Annotated in this window: 13 protein-coding genes; 5 read left to right on the top strand and 8 right to left on the bottom strand. The window is 71.7% G+C overall.

What is annotated here, in order from left to right; translation table 11 throughout:
* Positions 1-59: 59 nt before the first annotated feature.
* Entirely contained in the window at positions 60-1,343 is a 1,284-nt protein-coding gene (locus OG753_RS24810) for a geranylgeranyl reductase family protein (protein WP_327263888.1), read from the bottom strand.
* A 97-nt stretch (positions 1,344-1,440) separates the two neighbouring features.
* Here OG753_RS24810 and OG753_RS24805 point away from each other — a divergent pair, with 97 nt between their 5' ends.
* Complete coding sequence (locus OG753_RS24805) at positions 1,441-1,968, top strand: GNAT family N-acetyltransferase (protein ID WP_383202888.1); 528 nt, start codon at positions 1,441-1,443, stop codon at positions 1,966-1,968.
* 24 nt (positions 1,969-1,992) lie between these two features.
* Here OG753_RS24805 and OG753_RS24800 read toward each other — a convergent pair whose 3' ends face one another.
* Together OG753_RS24800 and OG753_RS24795 are read right to left on the bottom strand one after the other, a co-directional pair.
* Entirely contained in the window at positions 1,993-2,922 is a 930-nt protein-coding gene (locus tag OG753_RS24800; RefSeq protein ID WP_327263886.1) for a glutaminase, read from the bottom strand.
* A 5-nt stretch (positions 2,923-2,927) separates the two neighbouring features.
* The gene (locus OG753_RS24795) at positions 2,928-3,620 is read right to left on the bottom strand and encodes a demethylmenaquinone methyltransferase (protein ID WP_327263885.1); all 693 of its coding nucleotides are present in this window, start codon (positions 3,618-3,620) and stop codon (positions 2,928-2,930) included.
* 266 nt (positions 3,621-3,886) lie between these two features.
* Here OG753_RS24795 and OG753_RS24790 point away from each other — a divergent pair, with 266 nt between their 5' ends.
* Both OG753_RS24790 and OG753_RS24785 read left to right on the top strand, forming a co-directional pair.
* Positions 3,887-4,780, top strand: a complete 894-nt coding sequence (locus tag OG753_RS24790; RefSeq protein ID WP_405790183.1) for a DUF3152 domain-containing protein — start codon at positions 3,887-3,889, stop codon at positions 4,778-4,780.
* A gap of 47 nt (positions 4,781-4,827) precedes the next feature.
* Positions 4,828-5,250 carry a response regulator transcription factor gene (locus OG753_RS24785; RefSeq protein ID WP_405790181.1) on the top strand — a complete coding sequence of 141 codons (423 nt, stop codon included), beginning with the start codon at positions 4,828-4,830 and terminating at the stop codon, positions 5,248-5,250.
* Here the strand turns inward: OG753_RS24785 and OG753_RS24780 are convergent.
* The 4 genes from OG753_RS24780 to OG753_RS24765 all read right to left on the bottom strand — a co-directional run bounded on the left by OG753_RS24780 (position 5,216) and on the right by OG753_RS24765 (position 10,069).
* On the bottom strand, positions 5,216-5,866 hold the full coding sequence (locus OG753_RS24780) for an imidazolonepropionase-like domain-containing protein (RefSeq protein ID WP_327263882.1): 651 nt from the start codon (positions 5,864-5,866) through the stop codon (positions 5,216-5,218). The genes OG753_RS24785 and OG753_RS24780 overlap by 35 nt on opposite strands.
* A 15-nt stretch (positions 5,867-5,881) precedes the next feature.
* A complete protein-coding gene (gene mqnC / locus OG753_RS24775; protein ID WP_327263881.1) occupies positions 5,882-7,081 on the bottom strand; it encodes a cyclic dehypoxanthinyl futalosine synthase in 1,200 nt (399 codons plus the stop codon).
* A 78-nt stretch (positions 7,082-7,159) separates the two neighbouring features.
* On the bottom strand, positions 7,160-9,001 hold the full coding sequence (locus OG753_RS24770; protein WP_327263880.1) for a serine/threonine-protein kinase: 1,842 nt from the start codon (positions 8,999-9,001) through the stop codon (positions 7,160-7,162).
* A gap of 204 nt (positions 9,002-9,205) precedes the next feature.
* Entirely contained in the window at positions 9,206-10,069 is an 864-nt protein-coding gene (locus OG753_RS24765; protein ID WP_405790178.1) for a menaquinone biosynthetic enzyme MqnA/MqnD family protein, read from the bottom strand.
* A gap of 237 nt (positions 10,070-10,306) precedes the next feature.
* Here OG753_RS24765 and OG753_RS24760 point away from each other — a divergent pair, with 237 nt between their 5' ends.
* On the top strand, positions 10,307-10,510 hold the full coding sequence (locus tag OG753_RS24760) for a cold-shock protein (RefSeq protein ID WP_030012116.1): 204 nt from the start codon (positions 10,307-10,309) through the stop codon (positions 10,508-10,510).
* 181 nt (positions 10,511-10,691) lie between these two features.
* On the opposite strand, the gene OG753_RS24755 is transcribed toward OG753_RS24760, so the two are convergent.
* Positions 10,692-12,380, bottom strand: a complete 1,689-nt coding sequence (locus OG753_RS24755) for a lytic transglycosylase domain-containing protein (protein ID WP_405790176.1) — start codon at positions 12,378-12,380, stop codon at positions 10,692-10,694.
* A 409-nt stretch (positions 12,381-12,789) separates the two neighbouring features.
* On the opposite strand from OG753_RS24755, the gene OG753_RS24750 reads away from it, so the two are divergent.
* Entirely contained in the window at positions 12,790-13,386 is a 597-nt protein-coding gene (locus OG753_RS24750) for a dihydrofolate reductase family protein (RefSeq protein WP_327263877.1), read from the top strand.
* The last annotated feature ends 17 nt before the right edge of the window (positions 13,387-13,403 follow it).

Here is a 13,403-nt window from a genome sequence, read left to right as displayed (position 1 = left end):
CCGCCCGCCGCGGGTCTGCGTCGGGCGGGCCGGCTGCATCCATTGCACGGGGTGGACCGTCAGGCCTTCGGGGCCACCTTCGAGAGGCCGTTGATGATGCGGTCCATCGCGTCGCCGCCCGTCGGGTCGGTCAGGTTGGCCAGCATCTTCAGGGTGAACCTCATCAGCACCGGGTGGGTCAGGCCGCGCTGCGCCGCGATCTTCATGACCTTCGGGTTGCCGATCAGCTTCACGAAGGCGCGGCCCAGCGTGTAGTAGCCGCCGTAGGTCTCCTTGAGCACCTTCGGGTAGTTGTGCAGGGCCAGTTCGCGCTGCGCCGGGGTGGCGCGGGCCTGGGCCTGGACGATGACGTCGGCCGCGATCTGGCCCGACTCCATGGCGTACGCGATGCCCTCGCCGTTAAACGGGTTGACGAGCCCGCCCGCGTCGCCGACCAGCAGCAGGCCCTTGGTGTAGTGCGGCTGCCGGTTGAAGGCCATCGGCAGGGCCGCGCCGCGGATCGGCTGCGTCATGTTCTCGGGCGTGTAGCCCCAGTCCTCCGGCATGGAGGCGCACCAGGCCTTGAGGACCTCTCGCCAGTCCAGCTCCTTGAAGGCGGAGGAGGAGTTGAGGATGCCGAGGCCGACGTTGGAGGTGCCGTCGCCCATGCCGAAGATCCAGCCGTAGCCGGGCAGCAGCCGGTCCTGCGCGCCGCGCCGGTCCCACAGCTCCAGCCAGGACTCCAGGTAGTCGTCGTCGTGCCGCGGCGAGGTGAAGTACGTCCGCACGGCCACGCCCATCGGGCGGTCCTCGCGCCGGTGCAGGCCCATCGCCAGGGACAGCCGGGAGGAGTTGCCGTCGGCCGCGACGACCAGCGGGGCGTGGAAGGTGACCGGGGTCTTCTCCTCGCCCAGCTTCGCCTGCACGCCGGTGATGTGGCCGGTGCGCGCGTCGCGCACGGGCTCGCCGACGGTGCAGCGCTCGTACAGCCGGGCGCCGGCCTTCTGCGCCTGGCGGGCCAGGGTCTCGTCGAAGTCGTCACGCTTGCGGACGAGTCCGTAGTCCGGGTAGGAGGCGAGTTCCGGCCAGTCCAGCTGGAGCCGCTGCCCGCCGCCGATGATCCGCAGACCCTTGTTCCGCAGCCAGCCGGCCTCTTCGGAGATGTCGATGCCCATGGCCACCAGCTGCTTGGTGGCGCGCGGGGTCAGGCCGTCGCCGCAGACCTTCTCCCGCGGGAACGCCGTCTTCTCCAGCAGCAGGACGTCCAATCCGGCCTTGGCGAGGTAGTAGGCGGTGGTCGAGCCGGCGGGCCCGGCCCCGACGACGATCACGTCCGCGGAGTGTTCGGAGAGGAGCTCGGTCACTGCGGGGTCTCCCGAAGGCTCGATAAAGGGTGCCAGACGGCACCGGACATGTGCAGTCTATGCAGCGAGAGAGATCGCGATCCGAAGGGTGCCTCCGATGACCACCTCGCCGACCCGGCCGCTTCCCGCCGTACAGCTCCGCGTTCCCACGGACGAGGACGCGCACGCCTGGCACTCGCTCTTCGCCGACCCCGACGTCATGGAGTTCCTGGGAGGTCCCGCGGAGCTGTCCGCGTACGAGGAGCTGTCCGCGCGCCAGCGGATGCACGATGCCCAGCTGGGCTACTGCCTGTGGACCCTGCTGGACGCGGAGGGCGAGGTGATCGGCTTCACCGGGGCCCAGCCGTGGCCCCGTGAGAAGGAGTGGGGCCCGGTCGGCGAGATCGAGATCGGCTGGCGGCTGGCGCGCACGGCGTGGGGCCGCGGCTATGCGTTCGCCGCGGCGCTGGCCACGCTGGAGCGGGTCCGTGAGGCCGGGGTACCGCACGTCGTGGCCGTGATCGACGGCGCCAATGCCCGTTCGATCGCGGTGGCGGAACGGCTCGGGATGGACCTGGCCGGGAAATTCACCACACCGGGCGGCAACCCCAGGCGGCGCTACGCCCTTTCCCTTCGGGGCGAGTGAGCGGGCTCCGGCCCGGACCGCGCCTCAGAAGACGGACAGGCCCGTCAGCGTCGTGAAGCGGTCCAGCGCCGCCACGCCCGCCACCGAGTTGCCCCGGGCGTCCAGGCCGGGGCTCCACACCGCCAGCGTGCACTGGCCCGGGACGACGGCGACGATTCCGCCGCCCACCCCGCTCTTGCCGGGCAGCCCGACCCGGTAGGCGAACTCGCCCGCCGCGTCATAGGTCCCGCAGGTCATCATCACCGCGTTGATCTGCTTGGCCTCGCTGCGCGTCAGCAGCCGCGTGCCGTCCGCGCGGAGCCCGTGCCGGGCCAGGAAGCGCCCGGCACGGGCCAGGTCGGCGCAGCTCATCTCGATGGAGCACTGCCAGAAGTAGTGCTCCAGCAGTGCGGGCACCGGGTTGTCGATGTTCCCGTACGAGGCCATGAAGTGGGCCACGGCCGCGTTGCGGTCGCCGTGCTCCTGCTCGGAGGCCGCGACCTCGGCGTCGAAGCCGATGTCCGGGTTCCGGCTCTCCTGCCGCAGGAACTCCAGCAGTTCGCTGCTCGCGTCACCCGTCAGGGTCTGGAGCCGGTCGGTGACCACGAGGGCACCCGCATTGATGAACGGATTGCGCGGGATGCCGTTCTCGTACTCCAGCTGTACGAGCGAGTTGAACGGGTTGCCGGAGGGTTCCCGGCCGACCCGCTCCCACAGGCTGTCGCCGCCCTCGGCCAGGGCCAGGGCGAGCGCGAACACCTTGGTGATGGACTGGGCGGAGAAGGGCACCCGCCAGTCGCCCACCCCGAAGACGTTGCCGTCGAGGTCGGCGATGGCCATCCCGAACTGCCGCCGGTCCACGGAGGCCAGTGCCGGGATGTATTCGGCGGGAGTGCCGCTGCCGACCAGCGGGGCGATGTCGGCCGCGATCCGCTCCAGCAGCGGCCCGTAGTCCGTGCGCGCGACGTCAGGCACCGCGGTCAGTCCTTGATGCCTCTGTGCAGCGCGACGATGCCGCCGCTGAGGTTGCGCCAGGCGACCTTGGACCAGCCGGCCTTCTGCAGCAGGGCGGCCAGCGCCGGCTGGTCGGGCCATTCGCGGATGGACTCGGCGAGGTACACGTACGGGTCCGGGTCGGACACCACCGTGCGGGCCACCGGCGGCAGCGCCCGCATCAGGTACTCCATGTAGACCGTGCGCAGCGGCGCCCAGGTCGGCTGCGAGAACTCGCAGATGACGACCTGCCCGCCGGGCTTGGTCACCCGGTACAGCTCGCGCAGGGCGGCGTCGGTGTCCTGGACGTTGCGCAGCCCGAAGGAGATCGTGACGGTGTCGAAGACGTCGTCCCGGAACGGCAGCTTCGTCGCGTCACCGGCGGTCAGCGGCAGCCACGCGTGCCGCTTCTTGCCCTCCATGAGCATGCCCAGGGAGAAGTCGCAGGGGACGACGTACGCGCCGGTGGCGGCGAAGGGCAGCGAGGAGGTGGCGGTTCCGGCGGCCAGGTCGAGCACCACGTGCCCGGGACGCGCGCCGACCGCCTTGGCGACCTCCTTGCGCCACAGCCGGGCCTGGCCGAGCGAGATGACGTCGTTGGTGAGGTCGTATTTCGCCGCGATGCCGTCGAACATGGAGGCGACTTCGTGCGGCTGCTTGTCCAGGGAAGCCCTTGTCACTGGCGTTCGCCCCTCGGTGTGCGATGCGGATCGGCGGGTACGCCCCCATCCTCTCAGGCCACGCCCCCTCCGGGCCGCGGGGGCTCCACCGCCACCCGCTGTGACCGCCGCAGGGCGGATGGCGGAAACTGTTCCGAAGGACAGTTACGCCGCGCCCCCGCGGCGAAGTTGACTGACACAGTGCGGCCCGGTGAGGGTCACCCACCGGATGGGCGCCCCGATCGCGGCCGGTCCGGCAGTGGCCGCCGCGAACAGAGGGCTTCACGATGCCGGCAGGCCATTCCACCGGTCGCTCCAGCCGCAGCGGCCCGCGCGCCAGGCGCCGGGCCGAGCGGCGCAGGCGGCTGCGGCGCACGATCCTCCTCGGCTCGGCGGCACTGGTCGCGGCGACCGCGTACACGCTGCTGCCCCAGGACGACGGCGCGAAGACCGCCGCGGGCCGGACCGCGGCCTCACCGGACCCGACAGACGCGGAGTCCGCCGACGGATCCGCGGACCCGGTCCCGCAGGGTGGCCAGAAATCACCCTCCGCCCAGCCCTCCACCCCGGCCCCGCAGACGCCTTCGGCCTCGCCCTCGCCGTCCGCCTCGGCGACACAGGCCCGGCCGGGTGTCTTCAAGGCCTCCTCCACCGCCGGCACCGTGCAGGGCAAGGGGACCCCGCGCCGCTGGCGGATCGAGGTCGAGGAGGGCAGCGGGGTCGACCCGGAGGCGGCCGCCCGGTCGGTCGAGGCGATCCTCGGGGACCCGCGCGGCTGGACCAAGGACCCGAAGTACGCCTTCCAGCTCGTCGCGGCGGGCCAGCCGGTCGACTTCACCGTCAAGATCGCGACGCCGAAGACCACCGACAGCCTCTGCGACGTGGTCACGCCCGAGCTCATCGGTGAGACCAACTGCAGCACGGGGCACACCGTCGTGGTCAACCTCAAGCGCTGGCAGGAGGGTTCGCCGCAGTTCAGCGGCTCGCCCGAGGAGTACCGGGCCCTGATCATCAACCACGAGGTCGGGCACGAGCTCGGCCGCGGGCACGAGTCCTGCCCGGGCGCCGGCCAGCCCGCTCCGGCGATGATGCAGCAGATCAAGGGACTCAACGGCTGCAAGTCCAATGCCTGGCCGTACGACGCGAATGGAACCTACCTGTCCGGTCCGTCCGTCCTATAGGGGGAGAGCCGGCCGACAGGGCTGGTCGGCCGGGGCTAGGAGATCATGTGCGCGTCGTCAGCTTCAGCGTCCCCACGTGGTTTCCCTCGTACGAGGAGCCGGGCGCGCAGGGGGAGGCACCGCGCGAGGACGTGCCGGGCGGGGACGGGCCGGGCGGGGACAGACCGGCGGCGGACCGGCCCGCCGCGGACCGGCCCGCCGATGCCCAGCTGACCGAGCAGGAATCGGCCGTGTTCCTCTGCCTGGCCACCGGCGCGTCCAACCGGGAACTCGCCGTCGAGCTCCAACTCTCCGTCAGCACCGTCAAGTTCCACGTCGTGAACATACGGGCGAAGCTGGGCGGCATCAGCCGCCTCCAGGCCTGCCTGCTGGCCGCCCTCGCCCGGGAGGACACCCGGCGCGCGTCCGCCGCCGCCTGCTGCGTGCAGAGCGGTCTCAGCGACGGCGGTGGAGCAGCCGGCCGCCGATGACGGTGGCCACGCACGTGGTCGCGCCCCGCGCGAGCAGTTCGGCCTCGTCCGCCACCGCGAAGACCGCGAAGCGTGCCGGCACCCCCGCCTCCAGGACCCCGTGGAAGGCCTCCGCGGCCGCGGACCGCCCGGCGAAGGGATCCAGGGCGGGCAGCCCCTCGTAGGCCGCCGGCGGCAGGATCGTGAGCCCGGACCGGGACACCGCCGTGCGCACCGCCGGGATCGTGAACCGGCCGCAGACCGCCACCACCCCGCGGGCCAGCAGCCGCTGCGTGCCCCGCCGGGCGCTGTTGCCCCACCGCGGCTCGGTCATCTTCAGCGCGTCCAGCGCGGCCTCGCCCCTGATCGGGTCGGCGCCTAGCTCGGTGACCTCGTACGGGTCGTCCGGGTAGTACGTGCGCTCCAGCAGCTCGTCAGCCCCGCGCACCACCAGCCCCGGGGTGATCACCCCGGGCCAGCGGCGGGTCCGGGCGTGCGGGTGGGCCGCGGCGACCTCCTCGTACGGCCCCACGCGGGCTATCCGGTCGCCGTCGACGAGGACCGCACCGCCGGGCAGCGGCGCGGATCCGAAGTCCCGCCCGGGGACGAGGAGCTCGGCGGTGTGCAGCGTCAGCATCGTCGGCGGGCTTCGTCAGTTCGTGGAGATGAGCTTCAGTTCGGGGTGCGCCGTGCCGCCTTCGAGGGCGGTCGAGGAGATGTGCGAGACCACGCGCTCGTCGACCGGGTCGTTCGCCGGGTCGTCGTGCACCAGCAGGTGCTCGTACGTCGTCGCGCGCTGCGCCGGGGTGCGGCCCGACTTGCGGATCAGGTCGATGATCTCCTGGCGGTTGGAGCGGTGCTTGGCCCCGGCCGAGGAGACGACGTTCTCCTCCAGCATGATCGAACCGAGGTCGTCGGCGCCGTAGTGCAGCGAGAGCTGGCCCGCCTCCTTGCCGACGGTCAGCCAGGAGCCCTGGATGTGGGCGATGTTGTCGAGGAAGAGGCGCGCGATCGCGATCATGCGCAGGTACTCGAAGATCGTCGCCTGGGTGCGGCCCTTGAGGCGGTTGTTCTCGGGCTGGTAGGTGTACGGGATGAAGGCGCGGAAGCCGCCCGTACGGTCCTGCGTGTCCCGGATCATCGCGATGTGCTCGATGCGCTCGGCGTTGGTCTCGCCGGTGCCCATCAGCATGGTGGAGGTGGACTCCACGCCCAGCTTGTGGGCGATCTCCATGATCTCCAGCCAGCGCTCGCCGGACTCCTTGAGCGGGGCGATCGCCGTGCGCGGCCGCTCCGGCAGCAGTTCGGCGCCGGCGCCCGCGAAGGAGTCGAGACCGGCCGCGTGGATGCGCTTGATGGCCTCCTCCGCCGAGACGCCCGAGATGCGGGCCATGTGCTCGACCTCGGACGCGCCGAGGGAGTGGATGACCAGCTGCGGGAAGTCCTTCTTGATGGCGGAGAAGTGGTGCTCGTAGTACTCGACGCCGTAGTCCGGGTGGTGCCCGCCCTGGAACATGATCTGCGTACCACCGAGCTCGACGGTCTCCGCGCAGCGGCGCAGGATGTCGTCGAGGTCGCGGGACCAGCCCTTCTTCGCGTCCTTGGGGGCCGCGTAGAAGGCGCAGAACTTGCACGCCGTGACGCAGACGTTGGTGTAGTTGATGTTGCGCTCGATGATGTACGTCGCGATGTGCTCGGTACCGGCGTAGCGGCGGCGGCGCACCGCGTCGGCCGCCTGGCCGAGCGCGTGCAGCGGCGCGTGGCGGTAGAGGTCGAGCGCCTCTTCCTTGGTGATCCGGCCCCCCGCGGCTGCGCGGTCGAGGACTGACTGGAGAACGGCCTGGTCGGTCACCGGTGCGTCACCTTTCGGCGGTGTGTCTGTGTCAAGGTCCGGACCGATCCAGCCTACGCCAGGGCCGACCGGCACATTTCAGGGGCTGCGCCTGAGGTCGCCCTCGGGGTTTCCGGCCGGGGTGTCGCCCGACTTGTAGTGCAGCGTCCCGTCCGGGTTGAGGCTGAAGCGCTCGTCGGCCGAGCCGTTGGAACAGACGCCGGGGGCCGGGTTGGGGCCGCCCGAGGTGTCCAGGACCAGCGAGCGGTCGGTGGCGGAGGACAGCTTCCAGTCGCCGCTGCAGTCGGTGCCCAGGACGGCCAGGACCGACTTGTCCCGGCCGACGACCTCGCCGACCCTGCCCGCCTTGATGGTGATCTCGAACTCCGTGGAGAGACCGAGGCGGGCGGTGGTGACCGAGCCCTTCCAGGTGCCGACGAGCTCCTTGGGGACGTCCTGGCGGGTGCCCTTGGGCGGCGCCGCGCTCCCGCTCCCCGTCGGGGCCGGGGCGGAGCCCGCCGGGGCGGGCGCGGAGGCGGAGGGGCGCGGCCCGGCGTCGGCCAGGTCCCGCTCCTTGCTGCCCTGGCCCGGCAGCACGTCCATCCAGTACAGCCCGCCGGACAACACCGCGAGCACGGCCGCCGCGGCCAGGACCACGGTGCAGCTGAACCGGCGCCCGGCGGCCCTGACGGTGACCTGCCGTCCCTGGCCCTCCGGGTCGGTCCGCTGACCCGGCAGCCCCGCGCCGCCGGTGCCCGGGCCGGGGGTTCCGTACGGACCGGCTCCACCGGCCGGGCCCGCGGTCGCCGCTCCGGCGGGCGCGCCGCCCGCCGTACCGGCGGAGCCGGAGCCGCCCTCCGCTGCGCCGTAGGGCGAGCCGCCGCCCGTTCCCGGACCGCCGTACGCGGGGTCGGGCGGCCCGAAGCCGCCGCCGACGGGGCCGCCGTACGAGGAGGCCGTGAACGGCACCGGCCCGGACGGGGTGTCCGCGTACGGCGAGTGGGGCACCCCGTAGCCGCGGCCCGCCGACGCGTCGTACCCGCCGCCGGAGGTGTCCGCGTCGAGGTCCAGCAGGGCCACCGCGGCCCGGCTGGCCTCCTCCACCAGCGGCCCGGGGAGCCAGCCGGGGGCGCCCAGTGCACCGCCGAGGGCCGCCGCGATCGCCTCGGGGGCGGGCCGGTCCGCGGGCGCCTTGGCCAGGCAGGCCCCGATCAGCTCGCGCAGCTCCCCGGCCGGGACCGCGCCGAGCTCGGGCGGCTCGTGGACCACCTTGTAGAGGAGGGTCGCCGAGTTGTCCCCGGTGAAGGGGGGCCGCCCGGTCGCCGCGAAGGCCATGACCGCGCCGAGCGAGAACACGTCGGCCGCCCCGGTGATCCCCTTGCCGAGGATCTGCTCGGGGGACATGTAGCCGGGCGAGCCGACGGAGACCCCGGTGGAGGTGAGCGAGGCGGTGCCGTCCGTGGCCCGCGCGATCCCGAAGTCGATCAGCCGCGGCCCGTCGAGGGTGAGCATCACGTTCGACGGCTTCACGTCCCGGTGTACGAGGCCCAGGCCGTGCACCGCCACCAGGGCGCGGGCCAGCCCCGCGCCGACGGCCCGTACCGAGGCCTCGGGAAGCGGACCGTGCCCGGCCAGCGCGCGGTCCAGGGAGGGCCCGGCCACATAGCCGGTGGCCACCCACGGCACCGGGGCCTCGGGGTCCGCGTCCAGCACCGGCGCGGTCCACTCGCCGCCCACCCGGCGGGCCGCCTCGACCTCACGGCGGAACCGGGCCCGGAATTCCTCGTCGGTGGCGAAGTGCGGGTGCACGATCTTGACCGCTACGGTCCGGCCGCCCGCGCTGCGCCCCAGGTAGACCCGGCCCATGCCACCCGCACCGAGCCGGCCCAGCAGCCGGTACGCGCCGATGGTCCGCGGCTCACCGGCTTCGAGCGGCTGCATCGCGTCCCCCAATTCCCCGTGTTCCCGGGCGCCTTGTGCCGCCCGCCGAGCAGCAGCCTAGGCGGTGGCGTGCCGGGGCGGGGGAACGGGCGCGGTCACCCTTTTGCATTTCCCGCCCCGGGCAGGAAATGCAAAAAGGACGGAATTCCCGGTAAACCGCACATTCGCCCGCCCGATGTTTGGACTACCGCCGGGCAAAGCCGGTCAGCACTCCTGGACCACCGCGCTCAGCAGCTCCACCGCGACATCCGCGGGATACCCGGTCGACGGTCCCGTACGGCGTGCGAATTCACGTACGCCGGCCAGTTGCTCGGGGCCGAAGCGGAAGTCGAGCGTCGTGAAGTACCGCTCCAGCAGCTCCGCGTCGAAGGCCTCCCAGCGGGCGGCCTGCTCGGCCACCTTGGTGACCTCTTCCAGGGAGACGTCCCGGGAGGAGAGGAAGGCTTCGTGGACCTCCCGCACGACGGCGGGCTCGCGGGCGAGGTAGTCCTTGCGGGCGGCCCAGACGGCGAAGACGAAGGGCAGCCCGGTCCACTCCTTCCACATGTGCCCGAGGTCGTGCACGGTCAGCCCGAGCCGGGGCGCGTCGTGCAGGGATGCGCGCAGCGCGGCGTCCCCGATCAGTACGGCCGCGTCCGCCTCCTGCATCATCACGCTCAGGTCGGGCGGGCAGGTGTAGTAGTCGGGCCGTACCCCGTACTGCTCGGAAAGCAGCAGCTGGGCGAGGCGTACGGACGTACGGGAGGTGGAGCCGAGTGCGACGCGGGCTCCGTCGAGCTGCTCCAGGGGGACCTGCGAGACGATCACGCAGGACATCACCGGACCGTCGCAGCCGACCGCGATGTCGGGGAAGGCGACGAGCTGGTCGGCGTTGCGGAGGAACTCCACGAGGGTGATCGGGGCGATGTCCAGGTCTCCCTGGACGAGGCGCTCACTGAGCTTCTCGGGGGAGTCCTTGGTCAGCTCCAGGTCCAGCAGAGTGCCGGTTCTGGCCAGCCCCCAGTAGAGGGGCAGGCAGTTCAGGAACTGAATGTGGCCGACGCGGGGCCGGCTGCGATAGACGTCCACATCGCGAGACTAGTCCCCGGGTCTGCGTCAGCCTTGCGGCGGGTCTCAAACGTCCGGGTGACGTGATCTTTCCCTCTGGTCTCGGCCGCAGGGTGCGTGCTAGGCTCGACGCAAGTTGCAGTTTGGTTTCCCTTGCAGTACGAGGCCTGCGGAGAATGTGACCCGCAGGCTTTTGTAGTTTTCAGACTTCTTAGCAGGTTCTGGAGCAGGGCGACCCTTTGGCCCATAGGAGGGCTCATGGCTACCGGAACCGTGAAGTGGTTCAACGCTGAAAAGGGCTTCGGCTTCATCGCCCAGGACGGCGGCGGCCCGGATGTCTTCGTCCACTACTCCGCGATCAACGCCTCTGGCTTCCGCTCCCTCGAGGAGAACCAGACGGTGAACTTCGACGTCACGCAGGGTCCGAAGGGCCCGCAGGCGGAGAACGTCACCCCGGCCTAGTCGCCTGGGCCAACTCTCATCGCGGGTTGGAAAAGCAGTACCCAAGGAGCCCTGTCCCCTCTGCGCGAGCAGATCCGGCAGGGCTCCTGCCTTTCCCCCTCCCGAAGGGCGGGGGAAAGCGAGTGGCCCCCGGCACCGTGGGAACGGTGCCGGGGGCCACTGTGCTGTCGGGCGGGCTGCCTCAGGGGCGGGCCGCCGTCTTCGCGGGGGCCGGGTCCGGCGCGGGGGCCGGGGTCGTGACCGGAGCCGTGATCTTGAGCTCCAGGACCAGGGTCACGTTCTCCTTGGTCGTCAGACGCACGAAGTAGGTCCCCGGGACCACGTCCGTCGTGAACAGCTCCGGCAGGACGATCTTGCCGTCGGCTCCCGACTTCGGCAGCAGCCGGCCGAAGACCTTCTTGCCGGCCTCGTCCTTGAAGTACGGGCCCTTCGCGGTCGCCGGGTCCACCGGCACCCACTTGCCGTCAGCGTCCTTCACGACCAGGTCGGCCACGGTCTCCGTACCCGCGACGGCCTTCCCGGCGGAGGTCGCGAAGACCTCCACGTCCTTGACGCTCGTACCGGCGACCGTCTCCAGCGGCTTCGCGTCGCCGGCACGGGCCAGCTTGTCCGCGACCGTCACGGTGACCTTGCCGTCGAAGTTCTGGGTGAACCCGCCCTGCGCGTCGTAGGCCGAGGCGCGGAGCGTGAAGGTGCCGGCCTTGGAGCCCGCCTTCAGCCCGGGCGCGGCGGCGATGCCGTCGGCGCCCGCCTTGACCACCAGGGAGTCGGCGGTGCTGAAGCGGGTGCCGCCGGTGGTGTCCTTCTCGACCGCGAAGATGACCTCCTGGTTGACGGCGGGCTTGCCGTCACTGAGGAGCACCTTGACCCGCGGGACCTCCGCGAAGGCCGCCCCCGCCTCGGCCGTGAGGCCGGGACCACCGATGACCGTGAGCTCCGCCAGGCGTGCGGCGGGCGGCTTCGGCTGCTCCGGCGTCGGAGTGGGCTTCGGAGTCGGAGTCGGAGTGGGCGTGGGGGTCGGTGTCGGCTTCGTCGTGGGGGTCGGCACGTGCGACGGCGTGGGCAGGGTGGTGCCGGGCGGCTGCGTCGGGTAGTTCCCGGCGGGCGGGTTCGGCACCTCGGCGGCGCCACCGTTCTGGTACTGCCGCATGAAGCCGAGCACGGTGTTCACGTACTCGCGGGAGTTGTTGTAGCTGAGGATCGCCGAGTCGAGCTTGGCCGCGACCGACAGGTCACGGTCGCCCGCGCAGAGGTAGAGACCCGCGCCCAGCGCCGCGTCGTAGATGTTGTTCGGGTCGCGCTTGGAGTCGCCGTTGCCGTCGGCACCCCAGGTCTTCCAGGTGGAGGGGATGAACTGCATCGGGCCGACGGCGCGGTCGTACACCGCGTCCGCGTCCCACTCCCCCTTGTCCGTGTCCCGGATCTCGGCGAAGCCGTTGCCGTCCAGGCGGGGGCCGCGGATGGGCTTCTCGGTGTAGCCGTCGGCCTTGAGGCCGTAGCCCGAGGCGTGGACGGACTCGACCCGGCCGATGCCCGCGAGCAGCTGCCAGGGCAGCTTGCAGCCGGGGAGCGCCGCGGCCACCGACACCTCGGCGCGGTTGTAGGCGTCGAGGGCGGTCGCGGGTATCCCGCTGGCCCCCTCCTGCGCGCCGGCCCCGGCCGGCGGCGGGTCGGCGACGATGTCGGGCAGGTCCAGCCGGGCGTCACCGCGGTCGGCGGCCTGCGGACTGTCCGGAGTGGGCTCGGACTCTCCCGCGTCGGCGGTCGACGGGCTGGTCACGACCGCGGCGGTGGTCAGGCTGGCCGCGAGCGCGGCCGTGCACAGGACCTTGCGCGAGGTGTTGACGAGGTGACGGTGAAGCGGCTTCACAGTGCGGCGATCCCCCCAAGGAGCCGTCAAAGGTCTACGGCTGGTCCAGCCGTGAATATCCACTGTCTATCAGTTATTCGAAGGCGACTCGCCGTCCCGCCGGGAGATGTGGCGCACCATTCGTCTCGGCTTCACCGGGGTCTCGCGGCCGAACGAACAGAATGCCCAACTCCCTGCCCGAATTACCCCGATGAGCCATGGTTCCGACACGCCTCATGGACGACGACCGAAGACAGCCGAAGGTGGGAGCAGATCCCGCCATGGCCGGATACGGTACCCCTGGAATCACCGGCATGTGATCCGGATCACTGAAGATCGCTGAAGAAAACCCCGCCGGGGACGATGAGTTCCAGGGGGCGCTGCGGTCTGCCTTGCGTACACACCGGACCGAGGAAGAGGAACGACTCCCATGCGCATCGTCATCACCGAGTTCATCAGTCTGGACGGCGTCGTACAGGCCCCGGGCGGTCAGGGCGAGGACAACGACGGCGAGTTCGCCCACGGCGGCTGGTCGCACCCGTTCTTCGACCCGGAGGTGGTGGGCGGCTCCTTCACCGGGGCGATGGAGAACGCCGGAGCACTGCTGTTCGGACGCCGCACGTGGCAGACGATGGCCGCGGCGTGGCCCGGCCGAGCGGGCGATCCGTTCGCCGACCGGATGAACTCCCTCCCGAAGTACGTCGTATCGCGGACCCTGGGCGAGTCCGACCTCGCATGGAACAACACCACGCTGATCGCGGGCGAGAAGGCGGTCGACCGCATCCGCGAGCTGCACGGGGCCGAGGGCGGCGACCTCGTGGTCATGGGCAGCCCCACCCTCGTACGCACCCTGCTGAGCGAGGGCCTGGTCGACGAACTCCGGCTGATGGTCATGCCGGTGCTGCTCGGCGGCGGCAAGTCGATCTTCCCCGCGGACGGCGGCCTGCGCACCCTCGAACTGGTCTCCACGGCCATCAGCCCGGCCGGCGTGCACGTGTGCACCTACCGCCCGGCCGCCGGGAAGTAGACGGCCTGCAGGCGGCA

The sequence above is a fragment of the Streptomyces sp. NBC_00029 genome (assembly GCF_045160505.1).
Classification (GTDB): domain Bacteria; phylum Actinomycetota; class Actinomycetes; order Streptomycetales; family Streptomycetaceae; genus Streptomyces.
This window is presented reverse-complemented; position numbering and strand designations above follow the sequence as displayed.

Excerpts from the sequence above, each read along its gene's own strand:
- OG753_RS24805 (WP_383202888.1), top strand. The coding sequence starts at position 1,441 with ATGACCACCTCGCCGACCCGGCCGCTTCCCGCCGTACAGCTCCGCGTT.
- OG753_RS24790 (WP_405790183.1), top strand. The coding sequence starts at position 3,887 with ATGCCGGCAGGCCATTCCACCGGTCGCTCCAGCCGCAGCGGCCCGCGC.
- OG753_RS24780 (WP_327263882.1), bottom strand. The coding sequence starts at position 5,866 with ATGCTGACGCTGCACACCGCCGAGCTCCTCGTCCCCGGGCGGGACTTC.
- OG753_RS24770 (WP_327263880.1), bottom strand. The coding sequence starts at position 9,001 with ATGCAGCCGCTCGAAGCCGGTGAGCCGCGGACCATCGGCGCGTACCGG.
- OG753_RS24760 (WP_030012116.1), top strand. The coding sequence starts at position 10,307 with ATGGCTACCGGAACCGTGAAGTGGTTCAACGCTGAAAAGGGCTTCGGC.
- OG753_RS24750 (WP_327263877.1), top strand. The coding sequence starts at position 12,790 with ATGCGCATCGTCATCACCGAGTTCATCAGTCTGGACGGCGTCGTACAG.